A 22,808-nucleotide genomic window follows, 5' to 3' on the forward strand; every position below is an offset into this window, starting at 1 on the left:
GTTTCATTCGTAGGAAGCCCGCTGTGCTGTGGCTTTTCGTCGCATGTGGCGCTTTTCAAGAATTATTGTATACAAAAAAATAACTCATTGTGTTCTATTTGTGTCACCGGACTGCGGCACAAACGCGCAGTCCCACGACTTTCCCTATAACAAAATGAGGACGGCACCATGAGCGCTTTAACCTTGAAAGTCGCAGTCAACCTGGTCAGCGAAGCCATCAACGCAGGACGCGGCATCAACGCCGCACCGCTGACCATCGCGGTACTCGATACCGGCGGCCACCTGATCGCCCTGCAACGTGAAGACGGCGCCAGCCTGTTGCGCCCCGACATCGCCATTGGCAAAGCCTGGGGCGCCATCGCCCTGGGTAAGGGTTCGCGCCTGCTCGCCCAGGACGCCCAACAACGCCCGGCGTTTTTTCTTCGTTGAACAGCATGGGGCAGGGCAGCGTTGTGCCGGCACCGGGTGGTGTGCTGATTCGCAATCAGGCGGGCGAAGTGCTCGGCGCGATCGGGATCAGCGGGGATTTGTCGGACGTGGATGAGCAGGTGGCGATAAGAGCGGTGGAGGCGCTGGATTTGCGGGCGGATGGTGGGGTGGTTTCCTGATCTCTGGTGCTTGATCGATAGTCATCGCTGGCAAGCCAGCTCCCACAAGTTTTTGCGTTGAGCAATTATGAACGCACGACACAAATCCCTGTGGGAGCTGGCTTGCCAGCGATGGCGGTCTGGCTGACACATCAAGAAAAAAGACTGCCGCGATGTAGTTGGCTTTGAGGTCTAGCCTTCCATCTGAACACATCATGAAAGGGGCAATGGATTGCCTGATTTTCCTGCTTCACATCGCTTGCGTATCGGCCGCTATGCAGAGCCGAATCGAATTTATCTTCTCACCACCAACACACTTGATCGCGAGCCGGTATTTGCTGATTTCGCTTTGGGCAGACTGGTCGTTGCGCAATTTCGTCGTGCACATGACCTGGGGTTGGCGAAATCATTGGCATGGGTTGTCATGCCTGACCATTTTCATTGGCTCGTTGAGCTTGAAAATTGCTCACTTAGCAAGTTGATGCGAGAGACCAAATCACTGAGTACGCGGGAGGTTAACCGTTCGACAGGTCGAACCGGGCCGCTCTGGCAGTACGGTTTTCATGATCGGGCGCTGAGGAGGGAAGAAAATCTGGAGAAAATGGCGCGTTATGTTGTGGCCAACCCATTGCGGGCGGGCCTGGTAGATACAATTGCCGACTATCCGTTGTGGGACACCATTTGGATTAGAAATGAAACCGAGTTGCCGCCATCGCTGGCAAGCCAGCTCCCACAGGATTCCATGTTGTTTATTGATTCCGAATCCAACCCATAAATCTGTGGGAGCTGGCTTGCCAGCGATAGTCGCGCCTCGGTGTATCAATCCGGCTCACACCCCTTCAACACCAACCGAATGATCGTCTGCGCCGCCGCTTCATAATCGGCTTCATCGAGTTTGTCTTTCCCGGTGACTGCAGAAATCTGCCAGTCGAAGTCGGCGTAGGTCTGGGTCGCGGCCCAGATGCTGAACATCAGGTGGTTGGGGTCGATCGGGGCGATCTGGCCGCGGTCGATCCAGCTCTGGATGCAGGCGATGTTGTGTTTGGCCTGGGCGTTGAGCTGTTCGACCAGATCAGCGCTCAGGTGCGGGGCGCCGTGCATGATTTCGCTGGCGAACACCTTGGAGGCGTAGGGCAGGTCGCGGGAGATGCGGATCTTCGAGCGGATGTAGCCGCTCAGCACTTCGCTCGGCACACCGTCCGGGTTGAACGGGGTCGAGGCCTGCAGAATTGGCTCGATGATGCTTTCCAGCACCTCGCGGTAGAGGTTTTCCTTGGATTTGAAGTAGTAGTAGACGTTGGGCTTGGGCAATCCCGCCTTGGCGGCGATGTCGCTGGTTTTGGTCGCCGCGAAGCCCTTGTCGGCAAACTCTTCGCTGGCGGCGCGCAGGATCAGTTCTTTGTTACGCTCGCGGATTGTGCTCATAAACCCGGTGGTTCCTTGCCTGTTCTGGCGGTGGCGCATGGTAGCACCGGCCTTGAGCGGCGCTCAACAATGCAGCCTGTGGCCGGCGGTCGCGTTATGCTTGGCAACATTCATACACAGAAGGAAACAGGATTCATGGCAGGAAGCAGTTTGCTGGTGCTGGTCGACGACATTGCCACCGTGCTGGATGACGTGGCGTTGATGAGCAAAATGGCCGCGAAGAAGACCGCCGGGGTACTCGGTGACGATCTGGCGCTCAATGCCCAGCAGGTTTCGGGCGTGCGCGCCGAGCGCGAAATTCCCGTGGTCTGGGCGGTGGCCAAGGGCTCGTTCGTCAACAAACTGATCCTCGTGCCGTCGGCGCTGGCGATCAGCGCCTTCGTGCCATGGCTGGTGACGCCGCTGTTGATGGTCGGTGGTGCGTACCTGTGTTTCGAGGGTTTCGAGAAGCTCGCGCACAAGTTTTTGCACAGCAAAGAGGAAGATGAGGCCGGGCATGCGCAGCTGACCGAAGCCGTCGCCGACCCGGCCACCGATCTGGTGGCTTACGAAAAGGACAAGATCAAAGGCGCGATCCGTACCGACTTCATTCTCTCGGCAGAAATCATCGCCATCACCCTCGGCACCGTGGCAGATGCCTCGCTGACTCAGCAAGTGGTGGTCATGTCTGGTATCGCCATCGTCATGACCGTCGGCGTTTACGGTTTGGTGGCGGGTATCGTCAAGCTCGACGATCTGGGCTTGTGGCTGACGCAGAAACCAGGGCAAATGGCGAAAAAGATCGGCAATGGTATTCTCAGCGCCGCGCCGTACATGATGAAAACCCTGTCGGTGGTTGGTACGGCGGCAATGTTCCTGGTCGGTGGCGGCATCCTGACCCATGGCGTGCCGGTGTTGCATCACTGGATCGAAGGTGTCGGTGCGGCAGCAGGGAGCGCCGGGTTCGCCGTGCCGATGTTGCTCAATGGTGTTGCGGGGATTATTGCCGGGGCTGTGGTGTTGGCCGTGGTGACTGCCGTGGGCAAGCTCTGGCACGCAATCAAAGGCTGAACATGAAACCCACATTCTGATTTGTGTTGAGCCACAAAAAAGGGCCATTCGACTTGCATCGAATGGCCCTTTTTGTACCCGCCGAGATTACTCGGCAATCTGCAACTTGCGCGCTTCGGTGTAGACGTACCGCACTTTCTCGTACTCGAACGGCGAGTTCATCTGACCGTAGCGGAAGCTGGTCTGGTAGCGCTTGTCGATCGCACGCAAAGCCCAGACTTCCGGGTGGTTGGAGCTGACTTCGGCGACGTTGAGGAAGTTGATCGCAGTGTCGGCGGTGTAATCCACGGCCAGACCTGCGGTGTCGCGGATGTTCGACGGACCGAAGATCGGCAGTACGAAGTAGGCGCCGCCCGGTACGCCGTAGAAGCCCAGAGTCTGACCGAAGTCTTCGTTCTGGCGTGGCAGGCCCATGGCGGTGGCCGGGTCCCACAGGCCGGCGATGCCGATGGTGGTGTTGAGCAGCAGGCGCGCGGTGGTTTCCATCGAGCGCTGGCCCTTGAACTGCAACAGGCTGTTAACCAGGTTCGGCACGTCACCAATGTTGTTGAAGAAGTTGCTCACCCCGGTACGCACGAAGCTTGGGGTGATGTAGCGATAGCCATCGACTACCGGCAGGAACACCCACTGGTCGAAGCGATAGTTGAAGTGGTAGACCCGGCGGTTCCACGATTCCAGCGGGTCATAAACGTTCAGCGCGTTGAGCGTCGAACGTTCGAACTCGCGCTGGTCCAGGCCCGGGTTGAACTTGAGTTTGGTCAGCGGTTCCTTGAAGCCGTCGCTGTCGACCACCACCGGTGCGTCGGCTTTACTGTTGTCGGCCTGGGCCACGCCTGCACAGAGGAACGCTGCAATCAGCAGGAGATATTTAGCCACGGAAGAACTCCAGCATGGCGTCGCTGTTGACGCGGTAGTTAAGGTTGCCGCAGTGGCCGCCCAGTGGGTAAACGGTCAGGCGATCACCGAAGGTTTTACGCAGGAAGCCCAGGTCGCCAGGGCCGAGGATGACGTCGTCGGCGTTGTGCATGACGGCGATTTTCGGGCTGTCGTGCAGGTAATCCTTGAGCGCATACAGGCTGACCTGATCGATCAGTTGCAGCAGGCTGCCGCCGTCGGTGCGCGCGCGCCACATCGGAATCACCTGCTCGGTGATGTAGCAGTCGAAATCGCATTGCAGCGCACGCTTGAGGAACGGCGTGAGGCTGGTGCCTTCGGTGATCGGGAATTTCGGCGGGGTAATCAGACCGCGACGGTTGACCAGGTCCGAGGTGTAGGCAATGTCGGCTGCCGAGAAGCGGAACGACGTGCCAATCAGCATGGCCATCTGTTCGTTGGTCAGGTGCTGTTTTGACTGCTGGAAGTCATACAACAGCGCATCGTTGAGGTCGATGTAGCCTTTCTGCTGGAAGTAGCGGGTCAGCTTGGTCAGTACCAGTTCATAGAAGGTGGTGCTGTTGTTGATGCCTTTCACCTCGGTCTGTACCAGCTTGTCGAGGTTGGTCACCGAGGTATAGAGATTGACCGGCGGGTTCAGCAACAGGACTTTCTTGAAATTGAAGCTGCGGCGTGTCTCGTCCAGATGCGCGACGAACGCCGCATCGAGGGCGCCGAGGCTGTAACCGGTGAGATAGTACTCGGTGACCGGCAGTTTCGGGTTCTGCGCCCGCACGGCCTGCATCACCCGATACATGTCTTCGGCATCTTCCTTGGTCACGCCCGGGGTGGCGAAACGCGAGGCGGCGCTGATGAAGTCGAAGCTGGTCGGCGACGACAACTGCACGACATGGTAGCCGGCCTTGTAATACAGCTTTTTCAGGTATTCGTTGAGCGTGCTGTCAAAGCGCGCACCGGTGCCGGCGATCAGGAAGATCAGCGGCGCCGGCTTGTCCTGCGTGGCGATGCGGTAAGTGAGCTTCTTCACTGCCCAGAAATTGTCCGGCAGCTGGAATTCACGCTCCGGGCGCAGGGTGAGGCTGCGGTCCGTTTGATTGATGTCGTCGTCCAGCGGCAACTCCGGACGCAGATCCGGCGGTGTCGTGGCGATCGTCGCCTCGAACGGGTTGGTCAGCGGGTAGCCATAGCTGGCGGCGTCGATATCCACCGCCAGCGCGGACGCACTCAAGATAAGGCCGCTGAACAGCGCGGCGAAGCGCAAGGAACGGAGCATGACTAGATCCCTTAGAGGAAGGTGCCGATTGAAGTTCGCAGGCTATGACCACCGGCCGTGCGCCAAAGTGCCATGCTGCGGCACCAAACAGGCGGAATTCGGGGTAATAGTAGCTGGACGATACACGTTGCGAGGGCTTGCTGAACAGTTAACAGTTGTTAGTGCTTGCGAATGCCGGTCGGCAGATTAAGCTGGCCGCCGATTTCCGCAGATTGGAGTGCCCCATGTCCCGCCGCTTGCCCGTGATTGTGCTGCTTGTTTTGTTGCCGCTGTGGCTGGCCGCCAGTTATGCCGCGCGCTATGGCTTCATGGAAGACGGGCAGTGGGTTGGCATCTGCGTCGACGAGGCCAGTCGTTGGCAATGCCTGGTGCGTGCGAATCTGGGGCTGATGATTCATTTCAAGGTGTTGGGCTGGGCGGCGGTGGGCGCAGCGGTATTGGCGTTTGTCGTGCCGGGACGGGCAGGGTGGTGGCTGGCGGTGCTGGCGCTGGTGTTCGGCCTGCCGGCGTTGGCGTTGTACAACACGACGTTGGCGGTGTTTGCGGTGGTGATAACCGGGTTGCGCCTGGTCCGCGAGTCCCGCAGCGCCTGACAGTCAGTCATCGCGGGCAAGCCCGCTCCCACAGGAATTGAGGTGAACACAACATTTGTGTGCAGCAGAAATCCTGTGGGAGCTGGCTTGCCAGCGATGGCGATTTCGAAGGCGCTGAAATCAGGCCTTGCGAACCCGCAGGCAGCGCCACAACGCCACCACCATCAAGCCACTCACCAGCGCCCAACCCCAAGCCTGCTGATTCAGCATCCCTTCCTGATACAACTGCGGTGCAATCCCGGCGCCGATGATAAAGGTCAGCAGCGCAATCTCCCGACGCGGCACGCTCACCGGGCGGCACAGGTAGGCCAGCGCCGGCAGCACGAACGCCATGCTGGCGAAACTGCGATAGCGCGGATCGAAGACCATCTCCAGCATCATCACCGCCGCGGCAAAACCGGCCGCCACGACCAGCCAGCCGGCGCGCCGTTCGAGGAAATCGAAGGCTCGCGCGCGCCAACCTGTGCGTGCGCTTAGCGTCAGCGCGGCATGCGCAAGGACCAATAGATTCAACCCGGTCAGCAAGCCGACCCACAGCCTTTCACCGGCAAATCGTGTGGTCAATCGAGCCAGATCGCCCCAGGCGCCAATCGAGCAAGCTGCGACGGCGCCTAGCAGTGGCAGCAGCAGCGCCGAACGTGTAGTGCGGACAGCACCGCCAAGAATCAGCGTGCCAAGGAAAATCAATCCGCCTACCGCCAGCCATTCTTTCCAGTACGGCACGTTGCTCACCGGCCCGGCGAGTACGCCCTTGTCCTGCCGATCGGCATCGAACAGCCCCCAATAGCCGCCGACCGCGCCTTCACTGCCGCGCTTCCACGGTTGGTCGAAGGCTTCGATCAGGTTGTAACGCCAGCCTTCCTGCTCGGCCATCGCCACAAAGCCACGAATGAATTTTGCCTCGTTGACCCGGCTCGGTACGGCTGTTTCACGCTGACGGCCTTCGCTCGGCCAGCCGGTTTCGCCAATCATCACGTCTTTGGGCGCGAACTTGTTGCCGAACACCTGACGCACATCCGCCACATGCTGCAGCGCCACGTCGATGTTCGACGGATCGTCTTCCCAGTACGGCAGCAGGTGAATAGTCAGAAAGTCCACGGCCGGGGCGATTTCCGGATGCTTGAGCCAGAATTCCCAGACGTCGGCGTAGGTCACCGGTTGCTTGACCTGGCTTTTGACCTTGTTGATCAGCCGGGCCAGTTGCGCGCCGGTGACCTCTTTGCGCAGCAGCGCTTCGTTGCCGACGATTACGGCTGTGACCACGTCGGGGTTGGCATTGGCCGATTTGATCAGCAGCTCGACTTCCTGCTCGGTGTCGACCGGGTTGCTGTTGACCCAGGCGCCGATCATCAACTTCAGACCGTGTTTGCGCGCCAGATCGGGCAGGGCGTCGAGGCCGGTCATCGAGTAGGTGCGGATACACTCGAAGCGCGTCGCCAGCAGTGCGAGGTCGGCGTCCATGCGCTCGGGGCGCAATTTGAACGGCACGTCGAACGGCGATTGGTCTTTGTCGAACGGTGTGTAGGAGGCGCATTGCAACTTGTGCGTCGGCGTCGCGGCGTCCGGCAGGATCACCGGTTGGCCGAGGCCATACCAGAAACCGCCAAGGGCCAGGAGCCCGAGCAGGCAGGCGAACAGATAAGGCAGAAAAGGAAATCGGGACGTTGCGGACATGGTCAGGCCGAGTGGCTGCAAAGCGACGCATGTTACCTGCATTTATACAAGGGCAGGTGGCTCGCAGGCGTTGTACATGCAAAGTTCGGGCGGATTGTCTGGCGTCAATTAATCGCGCTTGATTAATGGCTTTCTGATGTCGTTTCTCGCTGCCTTGAGGTCGCTGACAGAGCAGGTCGCCGGCCGCTTGAGGTTGATGATCAAACCATCAGTACCCTTTTTGAAAAATCGGCTGATGTTCGGTGTGTGAGGTCCGGCGTGATGGGGGCGCTGTGCACCATAACAATACGTTGACGATGCCCGGCATCCGTCGGGCGCAGCATTTCGGGGAAGTAAACGATGAAGATGCGACGACTTTTAGGCGCAGGTGCCGTTCTGGCGCTTGCGATGAGTTCCACTTTCGCCAACGCTGAAAAACAGACCCTGAATATCGGTTACGTTGACGGCTGGTCCGACAGCGTCGCGACCACTCACGTGGCGGCCGAAGTGATCAAACAGAAACTCGGATATGACGTGAAACTGCAAGCCGTCGCCACCGGGATCATGTGGCAGGGCGTGGCCACCGGCAAACTCGACGCGATGCTCTCGGCCTGGCTGCCGGTGACCCACGGCGATTACTGGACGAAAAACAAGGATCAGGTCGTCGATTACGGCCCGAACTTCAAGGACGCGAAAATCGGCCTGATCGTGCCGGAGTACGTCAAAGCCAAGTCGATCGAAGACCTGAAAACCGACGACAGCTTCAAAAACCGCATCGTCGGTATCGATGCCGGTTCAGGCGTAATGCTCAAGACCGATCAGGCGATCAAGGATTATGGTCTGGACAAGTACAGCCTCAAGGCCAGTTCCGGCGCCGGCATGATTGCCGAGCTGACCCGCGCCGAGAAGAAAAACGAATCCATCGCCGTCACCGGTTGGGTGCCGCACTGGATGTTCGCCAAGTGGAAACTGCGCTTCCTCGACGACCCGAAAGGCGTGTACGGCGAGGCTGAAACCGTCAACAGCATCGGCAGCAAAGGCCTCGAAGCCAAGGCACCGGAAGTGGCCAAGTTCCTGAAAAACTTCCAGTGGGCGTCGAAAGACGAAATCGGCGAGGTCATGCTGGCGATTCAGGACGGTGCCAAGCCTGATGCAGCGGCCAAGGACTGGGTGGCGAAACACCCGGATCGTGTAGCTGACTGGACCAAATAACCGCAAATAGCTTCGGATCACCGCAAACCCTGTGGGAGCGGGCTTGCCCGCGATAGCGGTCTGTCAGTTGACTGATCAGTTGACTGAAACGACGCCATCGCTGGCAAGCCAGCTCCCACAGGTTTTTGTGTTTGCTTGAAAATGGCGAATACATCATGGCCATCTACTACTAAGGTCGTCTGGAACCTCTCTCGCAGCCGCATACATTAGCTACGTTCCAACAATAATCTGTGCTGCGAGGATAAAAACAATGAACGACAGCATTTACCTCTCGATTCAAAACAGTCCCCGATTCAAGGAGCTGGTTCAGAAAAGGGAACGATTCGCCTGGATTCTCTCGGCAATCATGCTTGGGCTGTACTCCGCATTCATTCTGCTGATCGCATACGGGCCGCATGTGCTCGGGGCGAAGCTCAGTCCTGAATCGTCAATCACCTGGGGCATCCCGATCGGTGTCGGCCTGATCATTTCGGCCTTCGTCCTGACCGGCATCTATGTGCGCCGCGCCAATGGCGAGTTCGACGACCTGAACAATGCGATTCTCAAGGAGGCTCAGCAATGATCCGGCGTCTACTGGCTCTTCTGAGCATTGCGGCATTCGCACCTGGCGCCTGGGCGGCTGACGCCCTGACCGGTGCGGTGGCCAAGCAACCGCTGAACATCCCGGCGATCCTGATGTTCGTGGCCTTCGTTGGCGCGACGCTGTACATCACCTACTGGGCCTCGAAGAAAAACAACTCGGCCGCCGACTATTACGCGGCGGGCGGCAAGATCACCGGTTTCCAGAACGGTCTGGCGATTGCCGGTGACTACATGTCGGCGGCGTCTTTCCTGGGGATCTCCGCGCTGGTGTTCACCTCCGGCTATGACGGCCTGATCTACTCGATCGGCTTCCTCGTGGGCTGGCCGATCATTCTGTTCCTGATCGCCGAACGCCTGCGCAACCTGGGCAAATACACCTTTGCCGACGTGGCGTCCTACCGCCTCGGGCAAACCCAGATTCGCACGCTGTCGGCCTGCGGTTCGCTGGTGGTGGTGGCGTTCTACCTGATCGCGCAAATGGTCGGTGCCGGCAAGCTGATCCAGCTGTTGTTCGGCCTCGATTACCACGTGGCGGTGATTCTGGTCGGTGTGCTGATGTGCATGTACGTGCTGTTCGGTGGCATGCTCGCGACCACTTGGGTGCAGATCATCAAGGCAGTGCTGCTGCTGTCCGGTGCCTCGTTCATGGCGCTGATGGTAATGAAGCACGTGGGCTTTGACTTCAACACGCTGTTCTCCGAAGCGATCAAGGTGCACGCCAAGGGCGAAGCGATCATGAGCCCTGGCGGTCTGGTCAAGGACCCGATCTCGGCGTTCTCGCTGGGTCTGGCACTGATGTTCGGTACCGCTGGCCTGCCACACATTCTGATGCGCTTCTTCACCGTGAGTGACGCAAAAGAAGCGCGCAAGAGCGTGCTGTACGCTACCGGTTTCATTGGCTACTTCTACATCCTGACCTTCATCATCGGCTTCGGCGCGATCCTGCTGGTCAGCACCAACCCGGCCTTCAAGGATGCAGCGGGCGCCTTGCTCGGCGGCAACAACATGGCGGCGGTGCACCTGGCCAACGCGGTCGGCGGCAGCATCTTCCTCGGCTTCATCTCGGCGGTGGCGTTCGCGACCATTCTGGCAGTGGTGGCCGGTCTGACCTTGGCCGGTGCTTCGGCGGTCTCGCACGACCTGTACGCCAGTGTGATCAAGAAGGGCAAGGCCAACGAGAAGGATGAGATACGCGTGTCGAAGATCACCACCATCGCCCTGGCGGTGCTGGCGATTGGTCTGGGCATTCTGTTCGAAAGCCAGAACATTGCGTTCATGGTCGGCCTGGCGTTCTCCATCGCGGCGAGCTGCAACTTCCCTGTGCTGCTGCTTTCGATGTACTGGAAGAAGCTGACCACTCGTGGCGCGATGATTGGCGGCTGGCTGGGTCTAATCAGTGCCGTGGGCCTGATGATCCTCGGCCCGACCATCTGGGTGCAGATTCTGCATCACGAGAAGGCGATCTTCCCTTACGAGTATCCGGCGCTGTTCTCGATGATCATTGCCTTTATCGGGATCTGGTTCTTCTCGATCACTGACAAGTCGGCGGCTGCGGATAACGAGCGGGCGCTGTTCTTCCCGCAGTTTGTGCGTTCGCAGACCGGGTTGGGGGCGAGTGGGGCGGTTTCGCACTAAGAGATGAGATGTGAGCTGCAAGCTTCAAGCTTCAAGCTGCAAGCTTCAAGCTGCAAGCTTCAAGAAACGCCCTGGTTGAGAGATTGGGGCGTTTTTTTGTGGGCGGTTATCGGTGGATCTGGTGTGAATATCCGTTGCTGCGGTAACGGCTTCTTACGGTTTCGCCCTTACGGCGACTCACTTTTTTACAAACGCCTAAAAAAGTAAGCAAAAAAACGCTTGCTCCTGCGTTCGGCCCTCGCAGGCTCGGGTTCCTTCGCTGCGGGATCGATCCGGGCGCAGCGGCTACGGTTTGCTTCGCTGCACCTCCTTCCGCTGTGTCTGGCTGCGCCAGACGGTCGCTGCGCTCCCACGCCCGGATCAATCCCTCCACTCAGCCTTCCGACGTCGCCGGTGGATCAAGATCAAGAGCACTCGAGCTTGCGCTCATTGTTGAGTGGTGCGGCTTCGCCGCGGGCGACTGCGCTGCTTTGCTTTTCTGTGGGAGCGAGCTTGCTCGCGAAGGCGGCCTGTCAGCCGACCTGTTTTTTGAGGGTGTACCCAATCCAATTGTAGGAGCTGTCGAAGGCCGCGATCTTTTGATCTGGCTTTTGCTTTTGCTTTTGCTCTTGCTCTGGCTCTTGATCTTTTGCCCCTTCGGCAGGCTTCGTTACGGCATCGATCCGGGGTGGGAGCGCAGCGACCGTACGACGCAGTCGTACACAGCGAGTGTAGGTGCAGCGAAGCCAACCGTAGCCGCTGCGCCCGGATCGGTCCCGTAACGAAGGAACCCTGAGCTTTAGCGAGCGGGCCGCACGCCGGGGCAAAGCCTTTTGCTTACTTTTCGCTGGGCCGGCATTCCGGCGTCTGGAAAAGTGAGTCGCTGTAAGAGCGAAACCATAAGAAGCCGTTACCGCAGCAACGGATATGCCCCCAACCCTGAAAAAGTCGGCCCGAAGGCCGCTGCGACCACAAACAAAAACGGCCTCTATATAAGAGGCCGTTCCTGACACACCACTAAACCATCACAAAAAAGAAAAACCCTTATTTGCGATCTTCCAGCTTGGTGATGTCACGCGACTCGTAACCGGTGTACAGCTGGCGCGGACGGCCAATCTTGTAAGGGCTCGAGAGCATTTCCTTCCAGTGCGAGATCCAGCCCACAGTACGTGCCAGGGCGAAAATCACCGTGAACATGCTGGTCGGAATGCCGATCGCCTTGAGGATGATCCCCGAGTAGAAGTCGACGTTCGGGTACAGCGAGCGTTCGATGAAGTACGGGTCGGTCAGGGCGATCTCTTCCAGGCGCATGGCCAGTTCGAGTTGCGGATCGTTGTTGATGCCCAGTTCCTTCAGCACTTCGTCGCAGGTCTGCTTCATGACAGTCGCGCGAGGGTCGCGGTTCTTGTAGACGCGGTGACCGAAGCCCATCAGCTTGAACGAATCGTTCTTGTCCTTGGCCTTGGCGATGAACTTGTCGATGTTCGACACATCGCCAATTTCATCGAGCATGGTCAACACGGCTTCGTTCGCACCGCCGTGGGCAGGGCCCCACAGTGCGGCGATACCAGCGGCGATACAGGCGAACGGGTTGGCACCCGAAGAACCGGCCAGGCGCACGGTGGAGGTCGAAGCGTTCTGCTCGTGGTCGGCATGGAGGATGAAGATCCGGTCCATGGCCTTGGCGAGTACCGGGCTGATCGGTTTGATCTCGCACGGGGTGTTGAACATCATGTGCAGGAAGTTTTCCGCGTACGTCAGGTCGTTGCGCGGGTACATCATGGGTTGGCCCATGGAGTACTTGTAAACCATCGCTGCCAGGGTCGGCATCTTCGCAACCAGACGGATCGCGGAGATTTCGCGATGCTGCGGGTTATTGATGTCCAGGGAGTCGTGGTAGAAGGCCGAGAGGGCGCCGACTACACCGCACATGACGGCCATCGGGTGGGCGTCGCGACGGAAACCGTTGAAGAAGGTTTTAAGCTGCTCGTGAACCATGGTGTGGTTTTTCACGGTGCTGACGAACTGGGCCTTCTGTTCTGCGGTCGGCAATTCGCCGTTGAGCAGCAGGTAGCAGGTTTCCAGGTAGTCCGACTTTTCAGCCAGCTGTTCGATCGGGTAGCCGCGGTGCAACAGAATGCCGTTGTCGCCGTCGATATAGGTGATTTTCGATTCGCACGAAGCGGTCGACATGAAACCCGGGTCGAAAGTGAAGCGGCCCGTGGCCGTCAGGCCCCGAACATCGATTACATCGGGACCAACGGTGCCGGTTAAAATGGGCAGCTCGACGGGGCTGCGCCCTCGATGATCAACTGCGCTTTTTTGTCAGCCATGTGGCCTCCTATTTATGCTTGAACCATCAGACAGACCCCCACGCAGGGCCCGCACCACTATAGTGAGATAAATTCGAATGTCAATTTGCCTAAAGTCTTGCTCCAGAAGGCTTTAAGCCGACTTTTTCCTCGAAATTGCCTGCCATTTACGCCTTTTATGCAACTTGTGCAATCCGCTATTGGGGGTAGGTGAACGCGTTGTCATTAGTAGCCTAACTGTCTATACTCGGCCACCGACCGCCAAGGGCTTTTGGGCTTGCTTTCATTGGGGGTCGCATCCCTGGGTGGTGGTTACCTGACCAGTGCACTCCCCAACAACTTTGCCCTGATTGTTAGGGGCTCTTCAGTGTGAAAAAAGCCGTGAAAAGCCAACGACCTGTAAACCTAGACCTAAGGACCATCAAACTCCCAGTCACTGCTTACACGTCCATTCTTCACCGTATCTCCGGTGTCATCCTCTTCGTGTGCCTTGCCATCATGCTTTACGCATTGGACAAGTCGCTGAGCTCCGAGGAAGGCTTCGGTCAGGTGAAAGCGTGTCTGACCAGTCCGCTAGCCAAGCTAGTGATTTGGGGCATCCTGTCCGCTCTGCTGTATCACCTGGTAGCCGGTGTGCGCCACTTGATCATGGACATGGGCATCGGTGAGACGCTGGAAGGCGGCAAACTGGGCTCGAAAATCGTTATCGCCGTTTCCGTGGTGGTAATCGTTCTGGCAGGAGTCTGGATATGGTAACTAACGTCACTAACCTGTCGCGTTCGGGCCTCTATGACTGGATGGCACAGCGTGTGTCTGCGGTCGTTCTCGCGGCTTACTTCATCTTTCTGATCGGATACATCGTCGCCAATCCTGGCCTCGAGTATGCCCAGTGGCATGAACTGTTCGCTCACAACGGAATGCGTATTTTCAGCCTGCTGGCCCTTGTTGCTCTGGGCGCTCACGCCTGGGTCGGCATGTGGACCATCGCGACCGACTACCTGACGCCAATGGCGTTCGGCAAGTCCGCAACGGCGATACGTTTCCTTTTCCAGGCAGTATGCGGCGTTGCGATGTTCGCTTACTTCGTCTGGGGTGTGCAGATTCTCTGGGGTATCTGATTCATGGCTAACATTCCAACGATTTCTTTCGACGCCATCATTATTGGTGGTGGCGGTGCCGGCATGCGCGCTGCGCTGCAGCTGGCACAGGGCGGCCACAAAACTGCGGTGATCACCAAGGTTTTCCCGACCCGTTCGCACACTGTGTCCGCGCAGGGCGGCATCACGTGCGCCATCGCTTCCGCCGACCCGAACGATGACTGGCGCTGGCACATGTACGATACCGTCAAGGGTTCCGACTACATCGGTGACCAGGACGCTATCGAATACATGTGTCAGGAAGGCCCGGCCGCTGTTTTCGAGCTGGACCACATGGGTCTGCCGTTCTCGCGTACCGAGCAAGGCCGCATCTACCAGCGTCCGTTCGGTGGCCAGTCCAAGGACTACGGCAAGGGCGGTCAGGCTGCACGTACTTGCGCTGCGTCCGACCGTACCGGTCACGCGCTGCTGCACACGCTTTATCAGGGCAACCTGAAAGCCGGCACCACGTTCCTCAACGAGTACTACGCTGTTGATCTGGTGAAAAACCAGGAAGGCGAATTCGTCGGTGTGATCGCGATTTGCATCGAAACCGGTGAAACCTCCTACATCCGTGCCAAGGCCACCGTTCTGGCCACTGGCGGTGCAGGCCGTATCTACGCGTCCACCACCAACGCCCTGATCAACACCGGTGACGGCGTCGGCATGGCTCTGCGTGCTGGCGTGCCGGTACAAGACATCGAAATGTGGCAGTTCCACCCGACCGGCATCGCCGGCGCCGGTGTACTGGTTACCGAAGGTTGCCGTGGTGAAGGTGGTTACCTGATCAACAAGCACGGCGAGCGTTTCATGGAGCGTTATGCTCCGAACGCGAAAGACCTTGCTGGTCGTGACGTGGTTGCCCGTTCGATGGTCAAGGAAATCATCGCCGGTAACGGTTGCGGTCCGAATGGCGACCACGTGATGCTCAAACTCGACCACCTGGGCGAGGAAGTGCTGCACAGCCGTCTGCCAGGCATCTGCGAACTGTCGAAGACTTTCGCTCACGTTGACCCGGTGGTTGCTCCGGTTCCGGTTGTTCCGACCTGCCACTACATGATGGGCGGCGTTGCCACCAACATTCATGGCCAGGCGATCACCCAGAACGCCGAAGGCGTCGATCAGATTATTCCTGGTCTGTTCGCCGTAGGTGAAGTGGCTTGCGTATCGGTGCACGGTGCCAACCGTCTGGGTGGCAACTCGCTGCTCGACCTGGTGGTGTTCGGTCGCGCTGCCGGCCTGCACCTGGAAAAGGCGTTGACCGATGGCATCGAATACGACGACGCTACCGAGTCAGACATCGAAGCTGCACTGTCGCGTCTGAACGCGCTGAACAACCGTACCGACGGTGAAGACGTTGCAACCCTGCGTCGCGAGCTGCAAAGCTGCATGCAGAACTACTTCGGTGTATTCCGTACCGGCGAATACATGCAGAAGGGCATCGCTCAACTGGCCGATCTGCGTAAGCGTATCGCCAACGTGAAGATCAACGATAAGTCGCAGGCGTTCAACACTGCACGTATCGAAGCGCTGGAACTGCAAAACCTGCTGGAAGTGGCTGAAGCTACCGCCATCGCGGCCGAAGTACGTAAAGAGTCCCGCGGCGCTCACGCCCGTGAAGACTTCGAAGACCGTGATGACGAAAACTGGCTGTGCCACACCCTGTACTTCCCGGGTGACAAGCGCGTCACCAAGCGTGCCGTGAACTTCTCGCCGAAGACTGTTCCGACTTTCGAACCTAAAGTCCGGACTTATTAAGGGTGACCGCCATGTTGCAAGTCAGTGTTTATCGCTACAACCCTGATCAGGACGCTGCGCCGTTCATGCAGGATTTCCAGGTCGATACCGGTGGTAAAGACCTGATGGTGCTGGACGTGCTGGCCCTGGTCAAAGAGCAGGACGAAGGTTTCTCCTATCGTCGCTCCTGCCGTGAAGGCGTCTGCGGCTCCGACGGCATGAACATCAACGGCAAGAACGGTCTTGCCTGCATCACGCCGCTGTCTGCCGTTGTAAAAGGCAACAAGCTGATCGTTCGTCCGCTGCCAGGTTTGCCGGTTATCCGTGACCTGGTCGTCGATATGAGCATCTTCTACAAGCAATACGAGAAGGTGAAGCCTTACCTGCAGAACGACACGCCGGCTCCGGCCATCGAGCGTCTGCAGTCGCCAGAAGAGCGTGAAAAGCTCGACGGTCTGTACGAGTGCATCCTGTGCGCCTGCTGCTCGACCTCTTGCCCGTCCTTCTGGTGGAACCCGGACAAGTTCCTGGGTCCAGCTGCACTGCTGCAAGCCTACCGCTTCCTGGCAGACAGCCGCGACACCAAGACCAGCGAACGTCTGGCTTCGCTTGACGACCCGTTCAGCGTTTTCCGCTGCCGGGGCATCATGAACTGCGTCAACGTATGTCCGAAAGGCCTGAACCCGACTAAGGCCATCGGTCACATCCGTAACATGCTGCTTTCGAGCGGCGTGTGATTCAGCTGCTGTAACCGTTGCACCGTAGAGGCTGTGGCGCGGGCTTCAACCCGCGTCATGGCTATAACCAGAGCAGTAGCCATAAGCTGCAGCTCTTCTTTTGAAGAAATGAGACAAGCAGGGGCATCCGGGCTGGTACCCGGACTATCAGTGTGATCCTAGGTGGCTTGTTTTAGTCGCTGCATTCGGACTTCTGCAAGTTTGCTCGGTGTCGACACCGATGGTGTTCCCCAACCGAGGGTGACCAAGCATGCAAGAAAGCGTGATGCAGCGCATGTGGAACAGCGCCTACCTTTCAGGTGGAAACGCTGCCTATGTGGAAGAGCTTTATGAGCTCTACCTGCACGACCCTAACGCTGTGCCAGAAGAGTGGCGCACCTACTTTCAGAAGTTGCCAGCCGACGGCAACTCTGCCACTGATGTTTCGCACTCGACGATTCGCGATCATTTCGTGCTGCTGGCAAAGAACCAGCGCCGCGCCCAACCGGTTTCCGCCGGCAGCGTGAGCAGTGAGCACGAGAAGAAGCAAGTTGAAGTGCTGCGATTGATCCAGGCCTACCGTATGCGTGGCCACCAGGCAGCCCAGCTTGACCCGCTGGGGCTGTGGCAGCGTCCTGCACCTGCAGACCTGTCGATCAATCATTACGGCTTGACCAATGCCGATCTTGATACGACCTTCCGTGCCGGCGACCTGTTCATCGGCAAAGAGGAAGCGAGCCTACGCGAAATTCACGAAGCGTTGCAGCAGACATATTGCCGCACCATCGGCGCTGAATTCACGCACATCACCGATTCCGAGCAGCGCCAGTGGTTCCAGCAGCGTCTGGAAAGCGTGCGTGGCCGTCCGACGTACTCCGCCGACATCAAGAGCCACCTGCTTGAGCGCGTGACTGCCGGTGAAGGCCTGGAAAAATACCTGGGCACCAAATACCCGGGCACCAAGCGTTTCGGTCTGGAAGGCGGCGAAAGCCTGATTCCGATGCTCGACGAACTGATCCAGCGTTCCGGCTCGTACGGCACCAAGGAAGTCGTCATCGGCATGGCCCACCGTGGCCGTCTGAACGTACTGGTCAACACCTTCGGCAAGAACCCGCGCGAGCTGTTCGACGAGTTCGAAGGCAAGAAGAAGGTCGAGCTCGGTTCCGGTGACGTCAAATATCACCAGGGCTTCTCGTCCAACGTGATGACCACCGGCGGTGAAGTTCACCTGGCCATGGCGTTCAACCCATCCCACCTGGAAATCGTTTCCCCGGTGGTCGAGGGTTCGGTGCGCGCCCGTCAGGACCGTCGCAACGACCTGACCGGTGAGAAGGTACTGCCGATCTCCATCCACGGTGACGCGGCATTCGCCGGTCAGGGCGTGGTCATGGAAACCTTCCAGATGTCGCAGACCCGCGGTTTCAAGACCGGCGGTACCGTGCACATCGTGATCAACAACCAGGTTGGTTTCACCATCAGCAACCCGCTGGACTCGCGTTCCACCGAGTACGCCACCGACGTTGCGAAGATGATCCAGGCGCCGATCCTCCATGTGAATGGTGATGATCCGGAAGCCGTGCTGTTCGTGACCCAGCTGGCCATCGACTACCGCATGCAGTTCAAGCGTGACGTGGTGATCGATCTGGTCTGCTACCGTCGTCGCGGCCACAACGAGGCCGACGAGCCAAGCGGCACCCAGCCTCTGATGTATCAGCAGATCACCAAGCAGCGCACCACCCGCGAGCTGTACGCTGAACGCCTGACCCAGGCCGGTGTGCTCGACGCTGAACGTGTTCAGGCCAAGGTCGACGAATACCGCAACGCGCTGGACAACGGTCTGCACGTGGTGAAATCGCTGGTCAAAGAGCCGAACAAAGAGCTGTTCGTCGACTGGCGTCCGTATCTGGGCCACGCCTGGACCGCGCGTCACGACACGCGCTTCGATCTGAAGACCTTGCAAGAGCTGTCCGCCAAGCTGCTGGAAATTCCGGAAGGCTTCGTGGTCCAGCGTCAGGTCGCGAAGATCTACGAAGACCGTCAGAAGATGCAAGCCGGCGGCCTGCCGATCAACTGGGGTTACGCCGAAACCATGGCGTACGCGACCCTGGCGTTCGAAGGTCACCCGATTCGCATGACTGGTCAGGACATCGGCCGCGGTACGTTCTCGCACCGTCACGCTGTGTTGCACAACCAGAAAGACGCGGGCACCTACATTCCGCTGCAGAACCTGTACGACGGTCAGCCTCGCTTCGACCTGTACGACTCGTTCCTCTCGGAAGAAGCGGTACTGGCATTCGAATACGGTTACTCGACCACCACGCCAAATGCGCTGGTGATCTGGGAAGCCCAGTTCGGCGACTTCGCCAACGGTGCACAGGTCGTGATCGACCAGTTCATCACCAGCGGTGAGCACAAGTGGGGCCGTCTCTGCGGTCTGACCATGCTGCTGCCACACGGTTACGAAGGCCAGGGCCCTGAGCACAGCTCGGCACGTCTTGAGCGCTACCTGCAGCTGTGCGCCGAGCACAACATTCAGGTGTGCATGCCGACCACGCCGGCACAGATCTACCACTTGCTGCGTCGTCAGGTGATCCGTCCGCTGCGCAAGCCGCTGGTCGTGCTGACGCCGAAGTCGCTGCTGCGCCACAAGCTGGCCATCTCGACGCTGGAAGATCTGGCCGAAGGTTCGTTCCAGACCGTGATCCCGGAAATCGACGCTCTGGACCCGAAAAAGGTCGAGCGCGTGGTTCTGTGCAGCGGCAAGGTCTACTACGACCTGCTGGAAAAACGCCGTGCCGAAGGCCGCGAAGATATCGCCATCGTGCGTATCGAGCAGCTGTATCCGTTCCCTGAGGACGACTTGAAAGAAGTCCTGGCTCCGTACACCAACGTCAAACATGCCGTCTGGTGTCAGGAAGAGCCGATGAACCAGGGTGCCTGGTACTGCAGCCAGCATCACTTGCGTCGCAGCATCGCCAACCTCGACAAGACTCTCGTACTTGAGTACGCGGGCCGTGAGGCTTCGGCTGCACCAGCTTGTGGTTATGCATCGATGCACGCCGAGCAGCAGGAAAAACTGCTGCAAGACGCTTTCACTGTTTAACGCCTTCGCGCTGACTGAAACCGAATTTTAAGGACCCACAGATAATGGCTATCGAAATCAAAGCCCCGTCATTCCCGGAATCGGTTGCCGATGGCACCGTTGCCACCTGGCACAAGAAACCAGGTGAGGCCGTCAAGCGTGACGACCTGATCGTCGACATCGAAACCGACAAAGTCGTGCTCGAAGTGTTGGCTGAAGCAGACGGCGTGCTGGGCGCAATCGTTGCCGAAGAGGGCGCTACCGTTCTGTCGAACCAGGTCCTGGGCTCGATCGAAGAGGGCGGCGCTGCTGCTGCCGCTCCTGCCGCCGCTGCTGCTGCTCCGGCCGCTACTGCCGCTGCCGCACCGGCTGCTGCCGATGGCGAAGATGACCCGATCGCCGCTCCTGCCGCTCGCAAGCTGGCTGAAGAAAACGGCATCAACATCGCTTCCGTTGCCGGTACCGGCAAAGGTGGTCGTGTGACCAAGGAAGACGTGGTTGCTGCTGTTGCTGCGAAGAAAGCCGCTCCGGCTGCCGCACCTGCCAAGGCTGCTGCTCCTTCGGCTGCTGCGCCTGTGTTCGCTGCCGGCGACCGCATCGAGAAGCGCGTACCGATGACTCGCGTACGTGCCACTGTGGCCAAGCGTCTGGTTGAAGCCCAGTCGAACATGGCGATGCTGACCACGTTCAACGAAGTCGACATGACCGAAGTTATGGCCCTGCGTTCGAAGTACAAGGACCTGTTCGAGAAGTCCCACAACGGCGTACGCCTGGGCTTCATGTCGTTCTTCGTGAAAGCGGCCACCGAAGCGCTGAAACGCTTCCCGGCTGTCAACGCGTCGATCGACGGCGGCGACATCGTTTACCACGGCTATGCGGACATCGGCGTTGCCGTTTCCAGCGACCGTGGCCTGGTGGTACCGGTTCTGCGTAACGCCGAGCTGATGAGCCTGGCTGAAATCGAAGGCGGCATCGCAACATTTGGCAAGAAAGCCCGTGACGGCAAACTGTCGATGGACGAGATGACCGGTGGTACCTTCACCATCACCAACGGTGGTACCTTCGGTTCGATGATGTCGACGCCGATCGTCAACCCGCCGCAGGCAGCGATCCTGGGCATGCACAACATCATCCAGCGTCCGATGGCCATCAACGGTCAGGTCGTGATCCGTCCGATGATGTACCTGGCTCTGTCCTACGATCACCGCCTGATCGATGGCAAAGAAGCTGTGACCTTCCTGGTGACCATCAAGAACCTGCTGGAAGATCCGGCTCGTCTGTTGCTGGATATCTAAAAAGCAGCTGCAAGCTTTCAGCTACAAGCCTCAAGCTCAAGGCGAGCGGGTGGGCTTGCAGCTTGAAGCTTGCGGCTTGTAGCTTTATTGCTAAAGAGGATTTTTGAATGTCGCAGAAATTTGACGTAGTAGTGATCGGTGCCGGCCCTGGTGGCTATGTAGCGGCCATCAAGGCTGCTCAGTTGGGCCTGACCACTGCCTGCATCGAGAAGTACACCGACGCAGAGGGCAAGCAAGCCCTGGGCGGTACCTGCCTGAACGTGGGTTGCATTCCTTCCAAGGCGCTGCTCGACAGCTCGTGGAAATACAAGGAAGCCAAAGAGAGCTTCAACGTTCACGGTATCTCGACCGGCGAAGTCAAAATGGACGTCGCTGCGATGGTTGGCCGCAAGGCTGGCATCGTCAAGAACCTGACCGGCGGCGTTGCCACCCTGTTCAAGGCCAACGGCGTTACTTCGATCCAGGGCCACGGCAAGCTGCTGGCCGGCAAGAAAGTCGAAGTCACCAAGCCGGACGGTTCGGTTGAAGTCATCGAAGCGGAAAACGTCATCCTCGCGCCAGGTTCGCGTCCGATCGACATTCCACCGGCTCCGGTTGACCAGAAAGTCATCGTCGATTCGACTGGCGCGCTGGAATTCCAGTCCGTACCTAAACGTCTGGGCGTGATCGGCGCTGGCGTGATCGGTCTGGAGCTGGGTTCGGTATGGTCGCGTCTGGGTGCAGAAGTGACTGTTCTCGAAGCGCTGGACACTTTCCTGATGGCAGCGGACACCGCTGTTTCCAAGGAAGCGCTGAAAACCCTGACCAAACAGGGTCTGGATATCAAGCTGGGCGCTCGCGTTACCGGTTCGAAAGTCAACGGCGAAGAAGTCGTCGTCAACTACACCGATGCCAACGGCGAACAGACCATCACTTTCGACAAGCTGATCGTAGCCGTTGGTCGCCGTCCGGTGACCACTGATCTGCTGTCTGCCGACTGCGGCGTGGAAATCGACGAGCGCGGTTTCATCGCGGTCGATGACCATTGCGTCACAGCTGTACCGGGCGTCTTCGCCATCGGTGACGTGGTTCGCGGCATGATGCTGGCCCACAAGGCTTCGGAAGAAGGCATCATGGTTGTCGAGCGCATCAAGGGCCACAAGGCTCAGATGAACTATGATTTGATCCCTTCGGTTATTTATACTCACCCGGAAATCGCGTGGGTTGGCAAAACCGAGCAGGCGCTGAAGGCCGAAGGCGTTGAAGTCAACGTCGGCACCTTCCCGTTCGCCGCTTCCGGCCGTGCCATGGCTGCCAACGATACCGGTGGTTTCGTCAAGGTCATCGCCGATGCCAAGACCGACCGCGTATTGGGCGTGCACGTGATTGGCCCGAGCGCTGCAGAACTGGTTCAGCAGGGCGCGATCGGTATGGAATTCGGCACCAGCGCTGAAGACCTGGGCATGATGGTCTTCTCCCATCCGACCCTGTCCGAAGCCTTGCACGAAGCTGCTCTGGCAGTGAATGGCGGCGCCATTCACATTGCCAACCGCAAGAAGCGTTAAGACATAATAAGAAACCACGGCGGCAACGGCCCGTCGTGAGCCTTGCGAGCAAGACTCACCGCGGAATGTCCGCCGGACGCAGTCTTGCGTAGCCCAGCTACGC

16 protein-coding genes and 3 pseudogenes are annotated in these 22,808 nt (G+C 58.7%); 14 read left to right on the forward strand and 5 right to left on the reverse strand.

Annotated features, from left to right (window positions below):
* Positions 1–168 precede the first annotated feature (168 nt).
* Both LJU32_12525 and LJU32_12530 read left to right on the forward strand, forming a co-directional pair.
* A pseudogene (locus tag LJU32_12525) lies at positions 169–608 on the forward strand (heme-binding protein).
* Positions 609–819: 211 nt separating this feature from the next.
* Positions 820–1,275 (forward strand): annotated as a pseudogene (locus tag LJU32_12530) (transposase).
* A gap of 131 nt (positions 1,276–1,406) precedes the next feature.
* On the opposite strand, the gene LJU32_12535 reads toward LJU32_12530, so the two are convergent.
* The gene (locus LJU32_12535) at positions 1,407–2,012 is read right to left on the reverse strand and encodes a TetR/AcrR family transcriptional regulator (protein WKV90850.1); all 606 of its coding nucleotides are present in this window, start codon (positions 2,010–2,012) and stop codon (positions 1,407–1,409) included.
* Positions 2,013–2,147: 135 nt separating this feature from the next.
* Between LJU32_12535 and LJU32_12540 the strand changes: the two genes are divergently transcribed.
* Entirely contained in the window at positions 2,148–3,062 is a 915-nt protein-coding gene (locus LJU32_12540) for a DUF808 domain-containing protein (protein WKV90851.1), read from the forward strand.
* 87 nt (positions 3,063–3,149) lie between these two features.
* Here LJU32_12540 and LJU32_12545 read toward each other — a convergent pair whose 3' ends face one another.
* Complete coding sequence (locus tag LJU32_12545) at positions 3,150–3,938, reverse strand: VacJ family lipoprotein (protein WKV90852.1); 789 nt, start codon at positions 3,936–3,938, stop codon at positions 3,150–3,152.
* A complete protein-coding gene (locus LJU32_12550) occupies positions 3,931–5,229 on the reverse strand; it encodes a serine/threonine protein kinase (protein ID WKV90853.1) in 1,299 nt (432 codons plus the stop codon). Before LJU32_12550 ends, LJU32_12545 begins: the two co-directional genes overlap by 8 nt.
* Positions 5,230–5,453: 224 nt before the next feature.
* On the opposite strand from LJU32_12550, the gene LJU32_12555 reads away from it, so the two are divergent.
* A complete protein-coding gene (locus LJU32_12555) occupies positions 5,454–5,822 on the forward strand; it encodes a hypothetical protein (GenBank protein ID WKV90854.1) in 369 nt (122 codons plus the stop codon).
* A 120-nt stretch (positions 5,823–5,942) separates the two neighbouring features.
* Here the strand turns inward: LJU32_12555 and LJU32_12560 are convergent, their stop codons facing one another.
* Positions 5,943–7,538, reverse strand: a complete 1,596-nt coding sequence (locus LJU32_12560; protein WKV90855.1) for a beta (1-6) glucans synthase — start codon at positions 7,536–7,538, stop codon at positions 5,943–5,945.
* A gap of 297 nt (positions 7,539–7,835) precedes the next feature.
* Here LJU32_12560 and LJU32_12565 point away from each other — a divergent pair, with 297 nt between their 5' ends.
* The 3 genes from LJU32_12565 to LJU32_12575 all read left to right on the forward strand — a co-directional run bounded on the left by LJU32_12565 (position 7,836) and on the right by LJU32_12575 (position 10,904).
* A complete protein-coding gene (locus LJU32_12565) occupies positions 7,836–8,687 on the forward strand; it encodes a glycine betaine ABC transporter substrate-binding protein (protein WKV90856.1) in 852 nt (283 codons plus the stop codon).
* Between the two features lie 250 nt (positions 8,688–8,937).
* Positions 8,938–9,249, forward strand: a complete 312-nt coding sequence (locus tag LJU32_12570) for a DUF485 domain-containing protein (GenBank protein ID WKV90857.1) — start codon at positions 8,938–8,940, stop codon at positions 9,247–9,249.
* On the forward strand, positions 9,246–10,904 hold the full coding sequence (locus LJU32_12575; protein WKV90858.1) for a cation acetate symporter: 1,659 nt from the start codon (positions 9,246–9,248) through the stop codon (positions 10,902–10,904). Before LJU32_12570 ends, LJU32_12575 begins: the two co-directional genes overlap by 4 nt.
* Positions 10,905–11,927: 1,023 nt before the next feature.
* On the opposite strand, the pseudogene gltA reads toward LJU32_12575, so the two are convergent.
* A pseudogene (gene gltA, locus LJU32_12580) lies at positions 11,928–13,216 on the reverse strand (citrate (Si)-synthase).
* A 348-nt stretch (positions 13,217–13,564) separates the two neighbouring features.
* Between gltA and sdhC the strand changes: the two are divergent.
* The 7 genes from sdhC (at position 13,565) to lpdA (ending at position 22,705) form a co-directional block, all read left to right on the forward strand.
* Complete coding sequence (gene sdhC, locus LJU32_12585; protein ID WKV90859.1) at positions 13,565–13,951, forward strand: succinate dehydrogenase, cytochrome b556 subunit; 387 nt, start codon at positions 13,565–13,567, stop codon at positions 13,949–13,951.
* Positions 13,945–14,313, forward strand: a complete 369-nt coding sequence (sdhD, locus tag LJU32_12590) for a succinate dehydrogenase, hydrophobic membrane anchor protein (GenBank protein WKV90860.1) — start codon at positions 13,945–13,947, stop codon at positions 14,311–14,313. The genes sdhC and sdhD overlap by 7 nt, the downstream gene beginning before the upstream one ends.
* A gap of 3 nt (positions 14,314–14,316) precedes the next feature.
* Complete coding sequence (gene sdhA, locus LJU32_12595; GenBank protein WKV90861.1) at positions 14,317–16,089, forward strand: succinate dehydrogenase flavoprotein subunit; 1,773 nt, start codon at positions 14,317–14,319, stop codon at positions 16,087–16,089.
* Between the two features lie 11 nt (positions 16,090–16,100).
* Positions 16,101–16,805 (forward strand): succinate dehydrogenase iron-sulfur subunit, encoded by a 705-nt coding sequence (locus tag LJU32_12600; GenBank protein ID WKV90862.1) that lies wholly within the window; start codon positions 16,101–16,103, stop codon positions 16,803–16,805.
* 250 nt (positions 16,806–17,055) lie between these two features.
* On the forward strand, positions 17,056–19,887 hold the full coding sequence (locus tag LJU32_12605) for a 2-oxoglutarate dehydrogenase E1 component (protein WKV90863.1): 2,832 nt from the start codon (positions 17,056–17,058) through the stop codon (positions 19,885–19,887).
* A 44-nt stretch (positions 19,888–19,931) separates the two neighbouring features.
* Positions 19,932–21,161, forward strand: a complete 1,230-nt coding sequence (gene odhB, locus LJU32_12610) for a 2-oxoglutarate dehydrogenase complex dihydrolipoyllysine-residue succinyltransferase (protein WKV90864.1) — start codon at positions 19,932–19,934, stop codon at positions 21,159–21,161.
* Between the two features lie 107 nt (positions 21,162–21,268).
* Positions 21,269–22,705 carry a dihydrolipoyl dehydrogenase gene (gene lpdA / locus LJU32_12615; GenBank protein ID WKV90865.1) on the forward strand — a complete coding sequence of 479 codons (1,437 nt, stop codon included), beginning with the start codon at positions 21,269–21,271 and terminating at the stop codon, positions 22,703–22,705.
* Positions 22,706–22,808 lie beyond the last annotated feature (103 nt).

This window comes from Pseudomonas sp. B21_DOA (genome assembly GCA_030544685.1).
GTDB classification, from domain to species: Bacteria; Pseudomonadota; Gammaproteobacteria; order Pseudomonadales; family Pseudomonadaceae; genus Aquipseudomonas; species Aquipseudomonas fluorescens_AO.

Bases quoted from the DNA above. Each gene is read 5' to 3' on its own strand.
- LJU32_12535 (WKV90850.1), bottom strand. From the start codon at position 2,012: ATGAGCACAATCCGCGAGCGTAACAAAGAACTGATCCTGCGCGCCGCC.
- LJU32_12540 (WKV90851.1), top strand. From the start codon at position 2,148: ATGGCAGGAAGCAGTTTGCTGGTGCTGGTCGACGACATTGCCACCGTG.
- LJU32_12550 (WKV90853.1), bottom strand. From the start codon at position 5,229: ATGCTCCGTTCCTTGCGCTTCGCCGCGCTGTTCAGCGGCCTTATCTTG.
- LJU32_12555 (WKV90854.1), top strand. From the start codon at position 5,454: ATGTCCCGCCGCTTGCCCGTGATTGTGCTGCTTGTTTTGTTGCCGCTG.
- LJU32_12560 (WKV90855.1), bottom strand. From the start codon at position 7,538: ATGCAGGTAACATGCGTCGCTTTGCAGCCACTCGGCCTGACCATGTCC.
- LJU32_12565 (WKV90856.1), top strand. From the start codon at position 7,836: ATGAAGATGCGACGACTTTTAGGCGCAGGTGCCGTTCTGGCGCTTGCG.
- LJU32_12570 (WKV90857.1), top strand. From the start codon at position 8,938: ATGAACGACAGCATTTACCTCTCGATTCAAAACAGTCCCCGATTCAAG.
- LJU32_12575 (WKV90858.1), top strand. From the start codon at position 9,246: ATGATCCGGCGTCTACTGGCTCTTCTGAGCATTGCGGCATTCGCACCT.
- sdhD (WKV90860.1), top strand. From the start codon at position 13,945: ATGGTAACTAACGTCACTAACCTGTCGCGTTCGGGCCTCTATGACTGG.
- sdhA (WKV90861.1), top strand. From the start codon at position 14,317: ATGGCTAACATTCCAACGATTTCTTTCGACGCCATCATTATTGGTGGT.
- LJU32_12600 (WKV90862.1), top strand. From the start codon at position 16,101: ATGTTGCAAGTCAGTGTTTATCGCTACAACCCTGATCAGGACGCTGCG.
- LJU32_12605 (WKV90863.1), top strand. From the start codon at position 17,056: ATGCAAGAAAGCGTGATGCAGCGCATGTGGAACAGCGCCTACCTTTCA.
- odhB (WKV90864.1), top strand. From the start codon at position 19,932: ATGGCTATCGAAATCAAAGCCCCGTCATTCCCGGAATCGGTTGCCGAT.
- lpdA (WKV90865.1), top strand. From the start codon at position 21,269: ATGTCGCAGAAATTTGACGTAGTAGTGATCGGTGCCGGCCCTGGTGGC.